The organism is Pseudomonas sp. GW821-FHT09E04, assembly GCF_059416185.1.
Map to the genome: position 1 here is coordinate 1 of NZ_JBWKOR010000001.1, position 17,941 is coordinate 17,941.

Here is a 17,941-nt window from a genome sequence, read left to right on the forward strand (position 1 = left end):
CTGCTGGCCAAACTCAACATCACCGCCAACGCCGACCGCATCACCATCACCGCCAAGACCGAACTGGTGATCCAGGGCGGCGGCAGCGCCACGACCTACAACGCCGGCGGCATCACCCACGCCACCAGCGGCCCGTACACCGCCCACGCGGCGAACTTCGCCTACACCGGGGCGAAATCCCTGGCCGGCGTGTTCCCGGAACCGCCGAAACCGGGCAAGGGCAATCTCGAATTGTTCAACCAGTACGCCGGGCGCCAAGGCATCAAGGAAGGCGATTACGAAGTCATCGATGCGCTGGGTAAAAGCATCAAAGGCAAGCTCGACGGCAAGGGTTTCGCCAGCGTCGCCGGCGCGGCACCGGGGCCGGCGCGCGTGCTGTTCGGCAAGGATCCGGCGGATACCTGGAGTGAAGGCAGCTACATCGGCAAACCGGAATGGCCGTTGAATCCGCCGGGTGCCGAAGACGTGCCGAGTCAGGTGCAGGCCATGGTGGCGCAGGCGCTGCCGAGCAAGAACTGGGATCTGTTGGAGAAGGGCAAGGAATTGGCACAGACAGGGATGGGCGCGATGCAGACCGCACAAGGCGCGATACAAACAGCGCAGCAGGTGAAAGGCGCCGTGCAGGGCGGAGCGGCGGGGCTGCCGAAACTGGCGAGTGCGGCGATGCCGAGTGCTTCCGGGCTGCTCGGGGCGGCGAGCAAGGCGGGCAAGTTGCCGAGTCTGCCAGCACCCGCGCTACCGAAATCCTCGCTTAAAACCCCTGGGCTGATTGCAAGTGAGATGCTGTCATGACTACCGCAAGCGCAACACAAAGCCGAGAGTCTCAAGTTGCTGTCGTGCCACTGAATCAGATTCAAGTAGCGGATGTCGGACGCGATGCTGCCAAGTTCGATGCATGGCTGCAGGAAGTCAGTGGCGGTTACGTCACCCTCGAGCGAATCAAATATGTCGCCGGAGCCCTGCCGGTAGTTGGCAACATCATGGCGTTGGTCGATGTCTTGAATGACATTGCCGTTTTATCTCGAAGTGAAAAGCGCGATCCGCTGGATTGGGTCAGCCTGGGCATCGACCTTATCGGTGTAATACCTGTCCCTGCGAATATGGCTGCCGCACGCATGAGCCTTCGACCGACGCTTTACCTGGTTCGGCAGGAAATGAAGGTGGCTGGCAAGGCGCTTTTGGGCGACGCGTTGATCAACGTGATTGCCGGTCACTTGAACGCAACGATTGTTGGCGAGATTGATCACTTCGTTAAGACCGCCCAATCTGCCTTGCCTGATCTGCTGGATAAAGCCGGGCAAAAGGGTGAAGAGTTCCTCAAGCAGATTGCCACGGGATTGAACGCTGTTGTCGATGCTGAACTTGATGCCGGTGCTGACCTCAAGCGAGCAGGGAAAAAAATGGACGGTGTGGGGGGGCAACTCCTGCACGATCCCGGCAAGGCCATCAGCAATATTTTTGACGCAGCCTTCGATGTCTATAAGGCCGCGGGAAAGGGCGTAGTCAATAGCGCTGCAAAGCATCTGTTGCCTCGGGAAGCCAAGAAGCTCGTTCACGATCAAACCAAGATACTGGTTGCCATGGGGCCGGAGCTAAAGGCTCAACTGAAAAAGCTCAGTAATCCGAACATGCCGTTTTCCATCGGCGCGCTGCTGATCGTACTGACAAAGGCTGTCGAGGCCTGGAATCTGCGTAACAGGCGTGGTGTCGCCGGTCACGTGAAAGTCGGCGGAACGAGCCAGGCCAAACACAGGGCAGGTGAGGGCAGAACCGAAGTCAGGAAAACGGAAGTCCCGGCGAAGAAGAAACCCAATGCTGAAAAAAACGGTACCTGCCCGGGTACCTGCGACAGCATCAGCTTTGCAGTGGGCTCCGAAAGCATTGCTCACACGGATTTCAATTTGACCGGCCCGTTCCCGATCGAGTGGACGCGTATTTACAGCTCGGATCTGGATACCTATGACCAAGGCGATTTGGGTGCACGATGGATCACTTCGTTCACCACACGATTCGACCTCGTTGACGGTGCCTTGCAGTTCCATGATGCGGATGGCCGCAGCCATGACTATCCGCTGCCCAAAGTTGACCTGTTCCATTACGACGCGATCGAAAACCTCACGGTTGTCCGCGTTAGTGACGACAAGCTGTTGCTCTGCCGTGGTTTCGAACGCAAGGAAACCTATGTCCGTCGTGGCCAGCAGTTTCTGCTGGTCGGTGTGGAGTTGCGCAGCGGCGCCGGCATCATGCTGCATTACGAGCATCGCTACGGTGACCGGACAGTACTGTCCGACCTGATTACGTACGAGGGGGATCCGGGCAAGGTGCATCTGCACCTCGGCACGATGATTGATGGACAAGGGCGCTTGACCGGGCTCTGGGAGATCCGTGACGGTGAGCCTCTGCGTCAGCTTTGTTCCTATGTTTACGATTCGGCGGGCGATCTGGTTCAGGCACAGGATGAAAACGGTGCTGCATGGCGTTATCAGTACCAGCATCACCTGATCACCCGTTACACCGATCGCACCGGGCGCGGCATGAACCTGCAATGGCTGGGTCATGGTGCAGACGCCAAGGCAGTTCGTGAGTGGGCGGATGACGGCAGTTTCGATACCCGTCTGGAATGGGATGAAAACATTCGACTGGTGTACGTCACGGATGCGCTCGGTCATGAGACCTGGCATTACTTTGACAGTCTGGGTTACACCTACCGTATTCGGCACGCCGACGATCGTTCTGACTGGTTCTTCCGCGATAGCGCAAAAAACGTGATCCGCCACGTCCGTGCCGATGGGCGCTCGGATCGCTACAGCTATGATGAACGAAGCAATCTTCTCGAACACATTCGCACCGATGACACGGTGGTCCACTTCGCCTACGACGATCTCGACCAACTGATCAAGATCAGCGATGCCGAGGGCGGGCAATGGACAAGGGCCTATGACGACGCTGGCAACCTTGTCGAGAGCGTCGATCCACTGGGCAACAAGACCGAATACGCTTACAACCCGGCCGGGATGCCAACCTCGGTCAAAGATGCCAACGGCAATGAAAAGAAACTGGCCTACAACGCTTCCGGGCAATTGGTGGAGTACGTCGATTGTTCAGGCAAGACCAGTGCCTGGGAGTACAGCGAACGCGGCCAGATGATTTGCTTCACGGACGCTGCCGGCCACAGTACCGAATACCGATACAGTGCCGGGCAATTGACGTTGATCATGCACCCGGACAAGACCGAGGAGCGCTTCGAGCGTGATGCCGAGGGCCGATTGCTGGCCCATGTCGATGGTCTGGATCGTTGCACAACTTGGAAGTACAGCGCGGCGGGGCTGATCGCCGAGCGGGTGGATGCGCTGGAGCATGCCGTTCGTTATCGCTGGGACAAGCTCGGTCGACTGATTGCACTGGAGAACGAGAACGAACGTCGTGCTCACTTCAACTACGACCCGGTCGGTCGTTTACTTGAAGAAACAGCTTTTGACGGGCGTTCAACCCGTTATTCGTACGAGCCCGAAACCGGGCGGCTTGCGAAAATCTACAACGGTGAACATTGCGTCGAGATACGTTTTGACTCAATGAATCGTTTGATCGAACGCAGAGCGATTCTGGGTGATCAGCAGCAAAGCGAAACCTTCGATTACGACGGTAACAGCAAACTGATCATGGCTTGCAACGCCGATAGCCGCCTGCAGTGGTTCCATGATCTGGCGGGTAACATCCTGCGTGAGCATCAACACTATCTGGGCCTCGAGAGCCCGATGGTCGCCATATGGCAGCATGAGTACGATGCACTCAATCAACGCGTTGCAACCCTGCGCCCCGATGGCCACCGAGTCAGTTGGCTGACCTACGGCAGCGGCCACCTGCTGGGATTGCGTCTGGATGACCATGAACTGGCCGGATTCGAGCGTGACGATTTGCACCGTGAAGTCGCTCGCCATCAAGGAAATCATCTGTTGCAAACGCAGAAATGGGACCCGGCCGGGCGCTTGCAAGCTCAGGTGCTGGAGCGCAGTGCCGACAAATCGGTGCTGCTCAAGCGTGACTACCAATACGATGCCGCTGGTCAACTGACGGATATCAATGACAGTCGTCGGGGCCCGCTTTCCTATCGTTATGACCCTGTCGGTCGTTTGATCAATGCCGTTACGCGTATAGGGGTCGAAACCTTTGCGTTCGATCCTGCCGGGAATCTCCTGGATGAACGAGCCTTTGAAATCCGCCGGCCTCTGGACCAAGAGCCTGCGCGAAGCAAACTGCTGGATAACGTGTTGCGTGAATACGCGGGCACGAATTATGAGTACGACGAGCGCGGCAATCAGATCAAGCGCTGGAGTAACGGCAGCGTCTGCGAAATGCGATGGGACCTGTTCGATCGCCTGGTGCATTTCGAAGATGATCGTCTGTCGGTGGATTATGCATACGACCCGTTAGGTCGCCGCCTGCACAAGAACTCTCGAGCGCACTACAAGCATCGTCCAGAGGCAGGCTCTCTGTGGAACAGCAATGAACATGCACGTAAACAACGTGAGCATGACTGTGGCTTCACGATGTTCGGTTGGGATGGTGACAATCTGGCGTGGGAGAGCAGTCCCCCGCAGCTGGATGGTGATACCGGACGCACGGTTCATTACATTTACGAACCTGGTACCTACAACCCCGTGGCACAGGCGCTGAGTCAGCAGCCTGTTCGTCTGGTGCCTCAACCCGAATACGGTGACGTTTACGCGGCGGACGAGGATCCACTTTGGAATCACGCTCCGGTTCCGCCCCCGTTTGATGCGATTGCCTGGTATCAGTGTGATCACCTCGGTACACCCCAGGAAATGACCGATCAGCAAGGGAATGTGGCTTGGAGCGCTCATTACAAAGTGTGGGGGCGGGCGATTGAACAGCGCTCATCATCAGCGCTGCAGCAAGGGTTGAAAAACCCATTTCGCTTCCAGGGTCAGTATCACGACCATGAGACCGGCCTGCATTACAACCGTCACCGGTACTACGATCCAGACGTCGGTCGCTTCGTTTCTCGTGATCCGATCGGGTACGCGGGTGGTATCAACTTCTATCAATATGCAATCAGTCCGACCCAGTGGGTCGATCCGAACGGTCTTTGCAGCACTGCACTCAATCGGGCACTGGGCGGAAAAACCCATGACAAGATGCAGGCCCATCACCTGATTCCCGAGGAAGTATGGGGACGGCAGGCCAGCTTCTTCTCGGATATCGGGATGGGTGGAGAACGCGATAAAAAGGAAAACGGATTGTTGATGCCCGACAGTGCCGATCAGGCCAAGAAAACCAAGCGTGTTTTTTACCACTGTGGGTCGCATGGTAAGGTCTACAGCCCGATGGTTAACAACATGGTAACGACCGTCAGAAGCAAATATGAAGCTGGTGTGATTGACGAAGCGCAGGCGCGAACTCAGATATCCGCGATTCAGACAAGACTGAGAGCCAGTCTTTCCGTACCTGGCACAACACAGCGCAGACTTAGATAAGCAGGGAGAAGGGATTATGGAATACTTTGTGCTTTCTCAAAAAGAAGAGTCCGGTTGCCCGGTCGGATTCTTGCAGGCGGATCTATACGATAAGTTCTATTCAGATACCAAGGACGTTGAGCATGGTTTTTTTTCGTGGTACGCGGAGAAAATTCATTACAAAACGCACACGCCTTATCCAGAAGGCATGGTGCTTATTTCAAAAGACAAGCTCTATGACTTTGATATACGTAGCATTGCCCGCTTTTATATAGTCAGTGACGAATTCATGTCTGTTTGCAGCGAGATGGATGTTGCTGTTACTGATTCGGTGCCAATCAAGGTGGTTTCCAAAGCTGGAGAAAGTATTTCATCCAGAAACTACAATGCTGTTCTTTTTGAGGAACTGGATGCGCGCTCGCAAACTGACCCGGCATCGACTTTTATAGAGGAGGATGGGTTGATTTTCAGATTCAAAAAGCTTGTATTGCCAGCAGGCTTTAATCGGAATCTGTTCAAGTTCAAGGGGCTGATTTCAGGTAGTAATACGCTTATCTGTTCCAGTGAGTTCAAGAAGCTCGCGGAGGGGATCAAAGGGGTGAACTTCACTCCTCTGAAGGATGTGATCTGGTCGGGCGTGAGACCTATTTGACTGCGAGCACAGAGTTTATGAATTTTTATGTGCTTTCACAGAAAGAGGAGCAAGGCTGTCCTGCCGGGATTTTACGTGCTGATCTTTTCGACAGATATTATTCCTGCACAAGAGATGTTGAATTTGGTTTTTTTCCCTGGTACGCGGAAAGGGGGAAGCCCGGGCCGCGTACCCCCTTTCCGGAGGGCATGGTTTTAATTTCCAAAGATGAAAACTATGAATTCGATATTCGAAGCGTTTCGAAATTTTTTTATGTGGTGAGTGACGAATTTTTAGCCGCCTGCAATAGCTTCAACGTGAATGTGGTTGATAGCGTCAGGATTGACGTGCTTTCGGAGGGCGGAAAACGCACTTCCTCAAAACATTACAATGCTGTGTTGTTCGATGAGTTGGATGTACGGACAAACTGCGATCCAGCCTCTACGTTTGTAGAGGAAAAGGGCAGGCCAATCAGGTTCAAAAAATTAATTCTCGGTGATGATTGGAAATTCGATCTTTTCAAGTACGGGAGACAGGTGTCAGGAAGTGATAGTCTGATCTGTTCTCAGGCGTTCAGGGATGCGGCAATCGATTTCAAGGGTATTGATTTTACCTCGTTGGAAACAGTTGTGTGGTCCGGGGTTAGGCGAATATGAACGATACAAAGCTGAGTTTTCGCATAGCCGACAAAACCAACCCTGTTCATATTAAGGTATTTGCAGGCAGCCACTCTGATGGTCCGGTATACGAGGAGCTCCCGGCTCGTCATGTAGGCGCGACAGCCTATGAACTGCTGTCCTCACCCGGGCTGGCGCTGAATATGGCTCGCGGAGACGTCATATCGATCAAAAACAAAAACACCCATGCGGTGGTGCTTGAACGAGGTGGTAACTTTTGCATTCACATCTACGCCGATTCCATTCGTGCTGCGGATATCGCTGAGCTGGAAGTCGATGTGCTGCGTGAACTGGGTGGAACGCTGGACGGCGTGTTTGAGGGCAATCTTTCGTTGGCTGTTCCAGCGAGCAACGGGATGAACAAGATCAACGAGGTTTTTGACCGATTTCGCGATAGAACCGGGATTCAATGGTATTACGCCAACATCTATCAGAACCTGGATGACGATGATGACGAGACGCTGTTGAACTGGTGGCTCGAAGGCTGACGACCCTGAACCCACAATCGAATGGAATCGGATCAACAAACAAGGAGTGGCTGTGAGCGAACATGAGCGGGTTTATCCCAGTGCTGCGCAGAACGCGATCTGTGAAAAATACGGGATGTCTGTGCTTCCTCCCGAGGAAATGGTCGCTATCGCCATCGAGTCGCTAGGGAACACACCCATTTATGGCACACGCGTTTGTTTGCCGGATGGGGGGAATGTCAGCTGGTTCATCCACGGCGGCACGCATTCAGCGGCGATTGATTTTTACCAGCCGGTTTGTATTGAACACTTACCCGAAATGCTTCCGCTGGTGATGAAATATCTGTGTTTACCCACGGGCGCCAAATTCATCATCGATACCCAAGGGTACGAAGACGTCTGGATGGCTGAGTAACCTGGTCAAAGGAGTGACAACATGAAAGACGCAATTCGCCTCGGCGACTCCACCACCCACGGTGGCAAGGTGCTCGAAGCCTTCTCCCGGACCGACCTCAACGGCAAGCCGATTGCCGGGGTCGGCCACAAGGTCAGTTGCCCGTTGTGCAAAGGGATTTTTCCGATTGCCGAGGGCAGCAGCACCTACACCGTCGATGGTGTGCCCATCGCGCTCGACGGCATGAAAACTGCCTGTGGGGCGGCGCTGATTGCCAGCGGGCCCAAAGGTGCCGTTGTCAGCTAAAACCATACTTGTACATTGATTGCCATCTTCATGACGCGGCCTTTTCGGCGCGTTTTTTGATAAGAAATGCTTCAACCAAAGCAGAGTTCAAAACCCTCCAACATTTAAAGGAATAAATATGAAGACCGCTTCTTTGATTCTCGCCATGGCAGCCGCTTTTGGCACCAGCATGCTCGCCCACGCCGAAGGGCAAGACGCCGCCACCCTGAAAGGGATATACGACAACGGCCGCAACATGTCAGGCCTGATTAAAAGCTGCGTCGACAAGGGGTTCCTGAAAGCAGATAGCACCGAGAACGCCAACAAGATGGTTGCATTCGTTGGCAACATGCCTGGCGATTTCGACAAGCGTGACGGCGATAAAAACGAACAGTTTGGCCGTAAAGGCGAAGTGTTCACGGATGGGGAATACAAGAGCCTGGAAAGCAACCTGCCGCCGAACCTCACCCTCAAACAATGGTGCGAACAGGCCGATCAAGGCATGCGCGAAGGGTTGAAGCGCGTCGGTCTGTAGCAGTCAGCCGATTCAGGACCGACGGTAACGGCAAGCCGATTGCCGCGGTCGGTCCTGAGGTCAGTGGAGCACCCTCGATAGACAGACCTAAGCTAATGCAAAAAAGATATTTGTTCGGAGTTTTATATATCGTTTAGTTTTGATTCACAGACGAATCAAAGCATCAAACCGACAGACCCCCGATTGCCATGACGGCACACGCTGAATCGATCACAGGCTCTTCAGGTTTGATTCACACGGGAGTGAATCATGCCGCACACCTCAGAAATCACCGCATTACCCATCCTCGACCTGTCCCTGCTCGACGGTACGCCGCAGCAACGCCAGACCTTTCTCGATGACTTGCGCCACGCCGCGCGCGACGTCGGGTTTTTCTACCTGACCGGCCATGGCATCGACGCTGGACTGCTCCAGCAAGTGCAAGACCACGCCCGCCAATTCTTTGCCTTGCCCGACAACGAGAAAACCGCCGTCGGCATGGTCAATTCCCCGCACTTTCGCGGTTACAACCGCGCCGCTTCGGAGATCACTCGCGGCCAGCCTGATCAGCGTGAACAGTTCGATCTGGGCGCCGAGCGTGACGTCTTGCCGTTGACGGCCGACAGTCCGCTGTGGGCACGTCTGCAAGGCCCCAATCAATGGCCCGAAACGCTGCCGCAACTCAAGCCGTTGCTGCTCGATTGGCAGCAAGCCATGACCCAAATGTCTTTGCGCCTGCTGCGTGCGTTTGCCCAGGCGCTCGCGCTTCCGGAAGACGCCTTCGACCAGTTGTACGGCGATAAACCCAACGAACATATCAAGTTGATTCGCTATCCCGGGCAGCCCTCGAAGGCGAGCAATCAGGGCGTCGGCGCGCACAAGGATTCGGGCTTCCTCAGCTTCCTGCTGCAAGACCAGCAGGCCGGTCTGCAAGTGGAAATCGAAGAAGGTCGCTGGATCGATGCGCCGCCTCGCGACAACACCCTGGTGGTCAACATCGGCGAGCTGCTGGAACTGGCCACCAACGGTTATCTGCGCGCCACGGTGCATCGCGTGGTTTCGCCGCCAGCGGGTAGCGAGCGCTTGTCCATCGCGTTTTTCCTTGGCGCGCAACTCGACGCGGTCGTGCCGCTGTACCCGCTGCCGGCAGTGTTGCTGCGCGAGGCGCGGGGCCCGGCGAGCGATCCGCTCAATCCGTTGTTCCGTGACGTCGGCTGGAATTATTTGAAGGGCCGACTGCGCTCCCATCCCGATGTCGCGCAGCGCTTCTATGCCGATGCGTCGAATACTCAGACACCGCTTCGCAAGACCGCCAACGCCTGATTCATCACTCGCAAAAGGACTCTTCGCATGTTGAAAAAAACAGGTTTGACCCTGGCCGTCCTCGGCGCGCTGGTGACTTCATTCAGTGCTCAAGCGCTAGAGCCATTGCGCGTTGCCGCCGACCCGGTGCCACACGCACAGATCCTGGCCTACATCCAGAAAATCGATCCGCAACTGAATCTCAAGGTGATCGAAATCCCTCAGGGTGTGAACTCCAACGAGCTGTTGGTGCACGGCGATGTGGACGCCAATTACTTCCAGCATCTGCCGTATCTGCAATCCCAGGAAAAGGCCCTTGGTGAAAAGCTCGCAGTGGCCGCGACGGTGCACATCGAACCGCTGGGCATCTACTCACATCGCCACAAAACCTTCGCCCAAGTGCCGGACAAAGGCACCGTCGCCGTACCGAACAACGTCACCAACCTGAGCCGTGCGCTGTACCTGTTGCAGGACAACGGCCTGATCAAGCTCAAGCCCGGTTTCAACGACCCGGCGGCGGATCAGGCAACGCCCAAGGACATCGCCGAAAACCCGAAACACCTGAAGATCCTCGAAATCGAATCGCCGCAACTGCCTCGTGCGCTGGACGATGTGGACCTGGCGGTGATCAACGGTAACTACGCGCTGGAGGCCGGTCTGGTGCCGGCCAAGGATGCGCTGGGCCTGGAGAAAGCCGAGCACAACCCTTACGCCAACATTCTGGTGACCACGCCGAAACTGGAAAACGATCCGCGCATCCAGCAACTGGCCAAGGACCTGACTTCGCCGCAAGTGGCCAAGTACATCGCCGAGAACTTCAAGGGTTCGGTGATCCCTGTGGCGGACGCCAAGCCATGATCCTCGTCGAGCGGTTGAGCAAGACTTACCCGTCAGCGCCGACACCGGCGTTGGATCAGGTATCGCTGAGCATTCCCGATGGTGCGATCTACGGGATTCTCGGGCGCAGCGGCGCGGGCAAGTCGACGCTGTTGCGCTGTCTCAATCTGCTCGAACGCCCGGACTCCGGGCGGATTCTGCTGGACGGCGAAGACCTCACGGCGCTGTCCGACCGTGAACTGCGCCGGCAACGTCAGCGCATCGGCATGATTTTTCAGGGCTTCAACCTGCTGCATTCACGCAACGTGTTCGACAACATCGCAGTGCCGCTGGAAATCGCCAAAGTCGCCAAACCACAGCGTCACGAGCGGGTTCGGGAGTTGCTGGATCTAGTGGGGTTGAGCGACAAGGCCGAAGCCTTTCCTTCGCAACTGTCCGGCGGGCAGAAGCAGCGGGTGGGCATCGCCCGGGCCTTGGCGGCGCGTCCGGCGTATCTGCTGTCGGACGAAGCCACCAGCGCTCTCGACCCGGAAACCACCGCGTCGATTCTGGAGCTGTTGCGCGATATCAACCGGCAGTTAGGTTTGACCATTGTGCTGATCACTCACGAGCTGGATGTGGTCAAGTCGATCTGCGATCACGCTGCGTCCATGGCCAACGGAAGATTGGTGGAGGCGGGGCCGGTCGCCCGATTGCTGGCGACTCCGGATTCCGCGCTCGGTGCCTCGCTGCGGCCCAGTTGCGGTTTACCGCTGGGGCACGACGCGCCGAGGCTCAGTTTTCTCCGACAATACGGCGTACGGGCGGCCCACTCATGAACCGTACCGTCGACTGGAATGAAATCCTGCAACTGGTGCTCAACGCCACCGGCGAAACCCTGTACATGGTGCTGCTTGCCGGGCTGTTCACGCTGTTGATCGGCCTGCCGCTGGGCGTTTTGCTGTTCATCAGTCGCCGTCAGGGTTTGTACCCGTTACCCCGGATCAATCAGGCATTGGGCGCGGTGATCAACCTCGGTCGGTCGCTGCCGTTCGTGGTGATGCTGATTGCCCTGATCCCGCTGACCCGGCTGGTAGTAGGCACCACGTTGGGCAGCACGGCCGCCGTGGTACCGATCACTATTGGAGCCTTTCCGTTTTTTGCGCGGATCGTCGAAAACGCCTTGGACGAAGTTGAAAAGGGCCGGATCGAAGCGATCCTCGCCATGGGTGGCGACATCCGTCATGTGATTTTCAAAGTGTTGTTGCCCGAAGCGCTACCGGCGTTGCTGGCGGGCGTCACCCTGACGCTGGTGATGCTGATCGGTTTTTCCTCCATGGCCGGCGTGATCGGTGGCGGCGGACTGGGCGATCTGGCGATCCGCTACGGCTATCAACGGTTCAACAACGAAGTGATGGTCGCCACCGTCGTGTTGCTGGTCATCCTCGTCCAGGGCGTGCAGAGCCTGGGTGATCGGCTGGTGCGATCGCTGGCTCATCGACGTTGAAGGTCGGTTGCAGGCTTACTTTTTGAGGGGCGTGACGAGCGCCGTTTCGTCGGTGTCGAGGACGAACACCGCCAGCAGGCGCGCAGGCTGGGTGTCGCTGGCGTTGGCACTCACCAGGTGCACGGAACCCGGTTCCTCGACGAAGTTTTCGCCGACGTGGTAGATCTTTTCCGGCTCGCCTTTGACTTTGATGCGGAACGAGCCTTCCAGAACCGTGGCGTAGATAAAGGCAGTTTTCGGATGAGTATGGGACGGCGATGCCGCTCCCGGCCCATATTCGACGACCACACCCCTCATGCTTTTGCCGGGGATGTTGGGAATCGGCCGATCAAAGACCACCGAGACCTTGCCGGCGGGTGGCTCGGCGGCCGATGCGGCGCTGATCGACAACGCTGCGAAAACGGCGCTCAACAAAAATCGAATAACCATGATTTTTCTCCTTGGCAAAAAGGGAAGGGAATGGCGCGAATGACTATCGCGCGGTCGACCGAGCGATCCAGTCTTCAAAACGGATGGCACCCAGGCGCGAGTGCTTGCCGGTGACCAGCGATTGATCGTCGAGCAACGTCCCGTAGTAGCGTGCATGCACGTCCGGTACGACCTTGCGGTTGTCCTGGCTCGCCTGCAGGAAGCGTCGGACCAATTCGTCCAGCGGCAGTGCTTCAGGCCCGCCGACATCCACTGAGCCGTTGAGCGGGGCGGCCAGGACGACGTCTGCCAGCGCCGCCACCACGTCGTCAGAAGCAATCGGTTGAATCAGCGCTGGTGGCACGCGAAGTTCATCGGCGACGGCAAAGGATTCAGCGATGCCACCGACAAATTCGAAAAACTGCGTGGCCCGCAGGATCGAGTAAGGCATGCCGGATGCCTTGATCAGGTTTTCCTGGGCCACCTTGGCGCGCATATAGCCGGCCTCGGGCAAGCGTTCACAACCGACAATCGACAGTGCAACGTGATGACGCACCCCGGCAGCTGCCTCGGCCGCCAGCAGGTTACGGCTCGAGGTTTCGAAGAAGTCGAGGACGGCCTGATCCTCCCACGACGGAGCATTGGCCACGTCGACCACAACATCGGTGCCGTCCATGGCGGCCGCCAGACCTTCGCGGGTGATGCTGTTGACGCCCGTGCTGGGGCTGGCGGCGAGCACGTCATGGCCGCGCTCGCGAAGAAGGTTCACCAGTTTCGAGCCGATGAGGCCGGAGCCTCCGATAACGACGATCTTCATGGGGTCTCTCCTCGATGACGCCAACCATTGGCGTCGTTGGAATGGAGAGTGCCGGTGCAGGGGAGAGAAGTCCTTGTGGCGACCTTGGGTTTGCCTTGTCGAACCCTTGCATTTTTGTCCAGCCAGCGCCCCGGAGTGGACGCAGTGGCGTGTTCAAGTCAGGCGTATTATCGTTCTCGACCTCTCACCATCTGTCGCCCGGGACACGGAGTTGAAGGCGCGTCGCAAAAGGACGTTCGCTGTGCCATTCACGTTTGAAGACTATGTACTGGATCAGGAACGTCGCGAGCTGACCTTGCGCGGGCAGGTCGTGGCCGTCGGCCCGCAGGTCTTCGATCTGTTGCTGCTGTTCGTCAACAACCCCGAACGCGTGCTGAGCAAGGACGAATTGCTCGGCACGGTATGGAGCGGGCGTATCGTTTCCGAATCGACGATCACCAGCCACATCAACGCCGTGCGCAAGGCTATCGGTGATACCGGCGAGGAGCAGCGTCTGCTGCGCACGGTCGCCCGCAAGGGCTATCGTTTCATTGGCCAAGTCAGTTCCGATATGACCGAGCCGGTGCCTGACACCGACGAGGGCTCAACTGCATCTCCCCGCGTATTGGCGCTGCCAGACAAACCCTCGATCACCGTCCTGCCTTTCTACAATCTGAGCGGCGATCCCGAACAGGATTACTTTGCCGACGGCGTCGTGGAGGACATCATCGCGGCGTTGTCGCGTTTGCGCTGGCTGTTCGTCATCGCACGCAATTCGAGCTTCACGTTCAAGGGGCGCACGGTCGATGCCCAAGGAGTCGGGCAGGAACTGGGCGTGCGCTATGTACTGGAAGGCAGTGTGCGCAAATGCGGAAATCGGGTGCGCATCACCGGGCAACTGATTGACGCCACGAGCGGGGCACACATCTGGGCCGAGCGTTTCGAAGGCACCCTCGACGACATCTTCAAGCTGCAGGATCAAATCACCGAAAGTGTCGTCGGGGCCATCGCGCCACAACTGGAGCGCGCGGAGATCGAGCGCGCCAAACGCAAACCGACGGAAAGCCTGGACGCCTACGATTACTACTTGCGCGCCATGGCAAAGCTGCACAGCGGCACCCAGGAGGCCATCGAGCAGGCGCTGCCGATGTTCTACAAGACCCTCGAACTCGATCCGGAATTCGCATCGGCCTATGGCATGGCCGCCTGGTGCCACTTCTGGCGCAAGCTCAATGGCTGGATGACGGATCGGCCGGCCGAGATCGCCGAGGGCATTCGCCTGGCGCGTCTGGCGGTTACGCTGGGGCGCGATGACGCTGTGGCGTTGACGCGCGGCGGACATGCGCTTGCGCACCTGGCGGGGGATGTGGACGCCGGCATCGCATTGCTCGACCGCGCGCGCCTGCTCAATCCCAATCTCGCACCCGCGTGGTTTCTTGGTGGAATTCTGCGTGCGCTTCGCGGTGAAACCGCGCCGGCCATCAAGGACTTGAACCATGCTGCGCGCTTGAGCCCGCTGGATCCGGAAATGTTCAGAATGCACGTCGGCATGGCCCTCGCGCATTACTTCGCCGGGGACTTCGAGGCCTCGGCAGATTTCGCCGAAAAAGCCTTGGGCAACCTGCCCACGCTGCTGGTAGCTGCGGCGCTGGTGGCGGCCAGTCATGCGCTGGGCGGGCGTCCGGATAAAGCCCGCTGGGCGATGCAGCGTTTGCAGACGCTGAATCCGGTGTTGCGCCTTGGCCACCTCAAGGACTGGCTGCCGATTCAACGGCCCGAGGATTTTGCCCGGTTCATTGAAGGGCTTCGACTGGCGGGGTTGCCGGAGTGATGGCTTGAGTGCACCTGCTCCGATCTCGCGGACTTGCACGGCGGTACCGGGCCTAAGCTAATACCAAAACGGTATTTGTTTGTTGTTTTTAAGATCGTTTAGCTTTTACTGACTCACCAATCAGACTTTCAAATAATAGAACCCTCGATTGCCATGACGGCACGCGCTGAATCGATCAAAGGCTCTGCAGAATTTTCTTGCTGATGGGCGCCACACACTGGCCCATCGACTTTAAGGATTTGTATGAGTGCGCCTGTCGCCGTGGCCTCCGAGCCGCTGATTCGTGTACGTGAACTGAGCAAGACCTTCGGCTCGAACCGCGCGCTGGATCGGGTCAGCCTGGAGATTTATCCCGCCGAAGTGGTAGCGCTGCTCGGCGCCAACGGGGCGGGCAAGTCGACGCTGGTGAAGATCCTCGCCGGCAGCCAATCGGCCGACAGTGGCGAGATTCAGGTCGACGGTCAGCCCCGGCAATTCAACTCGCCGCTATCCGCTCGGCGGGTCGGCATCGTTGCGGTTCATCAACAGATCAACGAAGGCATCGCGCCCGGATTGAGCGTGGCGGAAAACCTGCTGCTCGATGAACTGTGCCGGCCGGACGGCGACTTCTGGCTCAACCGCAAACGCCTGCTGGAGCGCGCCGCGAACATTGCTGCCGGGCTCGGTCTGGTGTTGCCGCTGGAACAACCGATCGAACACCTCGGCCAGGCTGAGCGGCAACTGGTGGTGCTGGCCCGCGCCTTCGCTCTGCAGCCACGGTTGCTGATTCTCGACGAACCGACAGCAGCGCTCTCGGATGCCGAAGCGCAACGCCTGTTCGGCCTGATCGACACGCTGCGCAGCCGGGGCGTGGCGATCGTTTATATCTCCCATCGCCTGTCGGATCTGCAACGGGTGGCCGACCGCGCCATCGTCCTGCGTGACGGGCAACTGGCCGGTGAATTCAGTGCCCGGCAACTGCCTCAGGCGCTGGAAGCCATGCTCGGTCAGGCGCTGGAGGCGCATGTCTATACGCCGCGAGCGGCGGGGCGCGAAGTGCTGAAGCTGCACGACGTGAAACTGCTGCCGCGCACCCGAGCCTTTGACCTGACCCTGCACGAAGGCGAAGTCGTGGTGCTGACCGGATTGCTCGGTGCCGGCAAAAGCGAGATCGCCGAAGTGCTGTTCGGTCTGCGCAAACCCTTGTCCGGATCATTGCAACTGGATGGCGCCGACTGGCAACCGGGCTCGCCTCGGGAGGCGATCCAGAGTGGCGTGTTCTTCGCCGCCGAGGATCGCGCGAGCCAATCGTTGGTGCCGGACTTTTCATTGCGCCGAACCCTGACCCTGCCGTTCCTCGAACGCTTCACCCGGAGCGGTTTCATCCGCAACCGCGCCGAAGCGGCAGCGGTGGAAGCGCAAGTCGCGGCGCTGGGGATCAAGACCGCCGGCATCGATGTGCCGATGAGCGCACTGTCCGGCGGCAATCAGCAGAAAGTCGTGCTCGGCCGCTGGCTGCTCGGCGAGGGCAGGTTGTTGATCCTCGATGAGCCCTTTCAAGGCGTTGATGTGCGTGCCCGACGCGAGATCGGTCAGCTGCTGCGTGATCGCGCCGACGGTCGTGCCACGCTGGTGATCTGTGCGGATGTCGATGAAGCCCTGGAAATCGCCGACCGGATCCTGCTGGTACGCGATCACGCCGTGGTGGCCGAGTACCCGCGTGCCGGGCTGGATCGCGCCACCCTGGTCGCCGCGCTGGCCGGCACTGATCCAGAAAATTCTTTTGTTCAAGCCGCGCCAAGGAGTAGAGCGAGTGCCTGATTCGAGTTCCCTGTTGTCATCCGCCCCGGCGCCGTCCGAGCGCTTCGTGCAAGCGCTGATTCGCTACGGCCTGCTGTGGGTGCTGGCGTTGATCGTGGTGTTTTTCAGTGTCGCTGAACCAGCGTTCCTGCGGGTCGGCAACCTGTTCAGCATCTTGCAGTCGGTGTCGATTGTCGCGCTGCTGGCGTTGGGCGTGACCCTGACCATGGCCGTCGGCGGGCTGGATCTGTCCATCGGTGCGGTGGCGGCCATGAGCCTGATGATCGCCAGTTACGTGATGGTGGTGCTCGGTTGGGGCGCGGTGCCGGCGGTGCTGATCAGCCTGGCCGGTGGCGCGCTGGTCGGGCTGCTCAACGGCTGGCTGATCGTGAAGATGCGCGTGCCGGACATTCTCGCGACGCTCGGCAGTATGTTCCTGGTGATCGGCGTGCAACTGATTCCCACCGGCGGACGCTCGATTGCGGTGGGCATGACCCTGCCCAATGGCGACGAAGCCGAAGGCGCGTTCAGTGCGCTGTTTCTGGCGCTTGGGCGCGGGCGGCTGTGGGACGTCGTGCCGATTCCGGTGTTGATCACGGCGGTTGTCGCGGTGGCGGTGTGGCTGTTTCTCGAACGCACGCGCATCGGTCGGTTGTTCTATGCGATTGGCGGCAACGAGCAGGCGGCGCGTCTGGCCGGTGCGCCGGTGCAGCGCTTCAAGCTGCTCGCTTATGTGCTCTCGGCGCTGCTGGCGTCGCTCGGCGGATTGTTGTTGGCGGCGCGCCTGGGGCGCGGCGATGTCAGCTCCGGCAACGGTCTGGTGCTGGACGCACTCGGCGCCGCGCTGATCGGTTTTGCCGTGCTCGGGGCGAAGAAGCCCAACGCGTTCGGCACGCTGGTCGGCGCGCTCCTGGTGGCCTCGTTGCTCAACGGTCTGACCATGCTCAACGCGCCGTATTACGCGCAGGATTTCGTCAAGGGACTGGTGCTGGTGCTGGCCCTGATGTTCACCTTCGGCCTCGCGCATCGGGCGCGCTGAGCCGGTTCATTGAAGCTTCAA

17 protein-coding genes are annotated in these 17,941 nt (G+C 58.4%); 15 read left to right on the top strand and 2 right to left on the bottom strand.

What is annotated here, in order from left to right; all coding sequences use genetic code 11:
• From AC07N4_RS00005 to AC07N4_RS00060, 12 genes are all read left to right on the top strand, one after another.
• The coding region (locus tag AC07N4_RS00005; protein WP_493064623.1) for a DUF2345 domain-containing protein at positions 1-792 on the top strand (792 nt) is incomplete at its 5' end.
• On the top strand, positions 789-5,495 hold the full coding sequence (locus AC07N4_RS00010) for an RHS repeat-associated core domain-containing protein (protein ID WP_096821614.1): 4,707 nt from the start codon (positions 789-791) through the stop codon (positions 5,493-5,495). The genes AC07N4_RS00005 and AC07N4_RS00010, both read left to right, overlap by 4 nt.
• A 16-nt stretch (positions 5,496-5,511) precedes the next feature.
• A complete protein-coding gene (locus AC07N4_RS00015; RefSeq protein ID WP_096821615.1) occupies positions 5,512-6,126 on the top strand; it encodes an Imm43 family immunity protein in 615 nt (204 codons plus the stop codon).
• 17 nt (positions 6,127-6,143) lie between these two features.
• Entirely contained in the window at positions 6,144-6,761 is a 618-nt protein-coding gene (locus AC07N4_RS00020; RefSeq protein WP_493064624.1) for a hypothetical protein, read from the top strand.
• A gap of 23 nt (positions 6,762-6,784) precedes the next feature.
• The gene (locus tag AC07N4_RS00025) at positions 6,785-7,270 is read left to right on the top strand and encodes a DUF4265 domain-containing protein (protein ID WP_208491909.1); all 486 of its coding nucleotides are present in this window, start codon (positions 6,785-6,787) and stop codon (positions 7,268-7,270) included.
• A 52-nt stretch (positions 7,271-7,322) separates the two neighbouring features.
• Entirely contained in the window at positions 7,323-7,664 is a 342-nt protein-coding gene (locus AC07N4_RS00030; RefSeq protein WP_255261940.1) for an immunity protein Imm33 domain-containing protein, read from the top strand.
• Between the two features lie 21 nt (positions 7,665-7,685).
• The gene (locus AC07N4_RS00035; RefSeq protein ID WP_096821618.1) at positions 7,686-7,949 is read left to right on the top strand and encodes a PAAR domain-containing protein; all 264 of its coding nucleotides are present in this window, start codon (positions 7,686-7,688) and stop codon (positions 7,947-7,949) included.
• A 133-nt stretch (positions 7,950-8,082) separates the two neighbouring features.
• Complete coding sequence (locus tag AC07N4_RS00040) at positions 8,083-8,463, top strand: hypothetical protein (RefSeq protein WP_493064625.1); 381 nt, start codon at positions 8,083-8,085, stop codon at positions 8,461-8,463.
• A 249-nt stretch (positions 8,464-8,712) separates the two neighbouring features.
• The gene (locus AC07N4_RS00045; protein ID WP_493064626.1) at positions 8,713-9,765 is read left to right on the top strand and encodes an isopenicillin N synthase family dioxygenase; all 1,053 of its coding nucleotides are present in this window, start codon (positions 8,713-8,715) and stop codon (positions 9,763-9,765) included.
• A gap of 27 nt (positions 9,766-9,792) precedes the next feature.
• Positions 9,793-10,602 carry a MetQ/NlpA family ABC transporter substrate-binding protein gene (locus AC07N4_RS00050; RefSeq protein WP_096821621.1) on the top strand — a complete coding sequence of 270 codons (810 nt, stop codon included), beginning with the start codon at positions 9,793-9,795 and terminating at the stop codon, positions 10,600-10,602.
• On the top strand, positions 10,599-11,399 hold the full coding sequence (locus AC07N4_RS00055; RefSeq protein ID WP_493064627.1) for a methionine ABC transporter ATP-binding protein: 801 nt from the start codon (positions 10,599-10,601) through the stop codon (positions 11,397-11,399). Before AC07N4_RS00050 ends, AC07N4_RS00055 begins: the two co-directional genes overlap by 4 nt.
• The gene (locus AC07N4_RS00060; RefSeq protein WP_493064628.1) at positions 11,396-12,067 is read left to right on the top strand and encodes a methionine ABC transporter permease; all 672 of its coding nucleotides are present in this window, start codon (positions 11,396-11,398) and stop codon (positions 12,065-12,067) included. Before AC07N4_RS00055 ends, AC07N4_RS00060 begins: the two co-directional genes overlap by 4 nt.
• Positions 12,068-12,082: 15 nt before the next feature.
• Here AC07N4_RS00060 and AC07N4_RS00065 read toward each other — a convergent pair whose 3' ends face one another.
• Positions 12,083-12,496: a cupin domain-containing protein gene (locus AC07N4_RS00065; RefSeq protein ID WP_096821624.1), complete on the bottom strand. Its 414-nt coding sequence runs from the start codon at positions 12,494-12,496 to the stop codon at positions 12,083-12,085.
• A gap of 43 nt (positions 12,497-12,539) precedes the next feature.
• Positions 12,540-13,292 (bottom strand): SDR family oxidoreductase, encoded by a 753-nt coding sequence (locus tag AC07N4_RS00070; protein WP_102622739.1) that lies wholly within the window; start codon positions 13,290-13,292, stop codon positions 12,540-12,542.
• A gap of 241 nt (positions 13,293-13,533) precedes the next feature.
• Between AC07N4_RS00070 and AC07N4_RS00075 the strand changes: the two genes are divergently transcribed.
• The 3 genes from AC07N4_RS00075 to AC07N4_RS00085 all read left to right on the top strand — a co-directional run bounded on the left by AC07N4_RS00075 (position 13,534) and on the right by AC07N4_RS00085 (position 17,920).
• Positions 13,534-15,102: a winged helix-turn-helix domain-containing tetratricopeptide repeat protein gene (locus tag AC07N4_RS00075; RefSeq protein ID WP_102622738.1), complete on the top strand. Its 1,569-nt coding sequence runs from the start codon at positions 13,534-13,536 to the stop codon at positions 15,100-15,102.
• A gap of 243 nt (positions 15,103-15,345) precedes the next feature.
• A complete protein-coding gene (locus AC07N4_RS00080; RefSeq protein WP_493064629.1) occupies positions 15,346-16,902 on the top strand; it encodes a sugar ABC transporter ATP-binding protein in 1,557 nt (518 codons plus the stop codon).
• A complete protein-coding gene (locus AC07N4_RS00085) occupies positions 16,895-17,920 on the top strand; it encodes an ABC transporter permease (RefSeq protein ID WP_096821627.1) in 1,026 nt (341 codons plus the stop codon). Before AC07N4_RS00080 ends, AC07N4_RS00085 begins: the two co-directional genes overlap by 8 nt.
• Positions 17,921-17,941: the final 21 nt, after the last annotated feature.

Bases quoted from the DNA above. Each gene is read 5' to 3' on its own strand.
- AC07N4_RS00010 (WP_096821614.1), top strand. From the start codon at position 789: ATGACTACCGCAAGCGCAACACAAAGCCGAGAGTCTCAAGTTGCTGTC.
- AC07N4_RS00015 (WP_096821615.1), top strand. From the start codon at position 5,512: ATGGAATACTTTGTGCTTTCTCAAAAAGAAGAGTCCGGTTGCCCGGTC.
- AC07N4_RS00020 (WP_493064624.1), top strand. From the start codon at position 6,144: ATGAATTTTTATGTGCTTTCACAGAAAGAGGAGCAAGGCTGTCCTGCC.
- AC07N4_RS00035 (WP_096821618.1), top strand. From the start codon at position 7,686: ATGAAAGACGCAATTCGCCTCGGCGACTCCACCACCCACGGTGGCAAG.
- AC07N4_RS00045 (WP_493064626.1), top strand. From the start codon at position 8,713: ATGCCGCACACCTCAGAAATCACCGCATTACCCATCCTCGACCTGTCC.
- AC07N4_RS00050 (WP_096821621.1), top strand. From the start codon at position 9,793: ATGTTGAAAAAAACAGGTTTGACCCTGGCCGTCCTCGGCGCGCTGGTG.
- AC07N4_RS00055 (WP_493064627.1), top strand. From the start codon at position 10,599: ATGATCCTCGTCGAGCGGTTGAGCAAGACTTACCCGTCAGCGCCGACA.
- AC07N4_RS00060 (WP_493064628.1), top strand. From the start codon at position 11,396: ATGAACCGTACCGTCGACTGGAATGAAATCCTGCAACTGGTGCTCAAC.
- AC07N4_RS00065 (WP_096821624.1), bottom strand. From the start codon at position 12,496: ATGGTTATTCGATTTTTGTTGAGCGCCGTTTTCGCAGCGTTGTCGATC.
- AC07N4_RS00070 (WP_102622739.1), bottom strand. From the start codon at position 13,292: ATGAAGATCGTCGTTATCGGAGGCTCCGGCCTCATCGGCTCGAAACTG.
- AC07N4_RS00080 (WP_493064629.1), top strand. From the start codon at position 15,346: ATGAGTGCGCCTGTCGCCGTGGCCTCCGAGCCGCTGATTCGTGTACGT.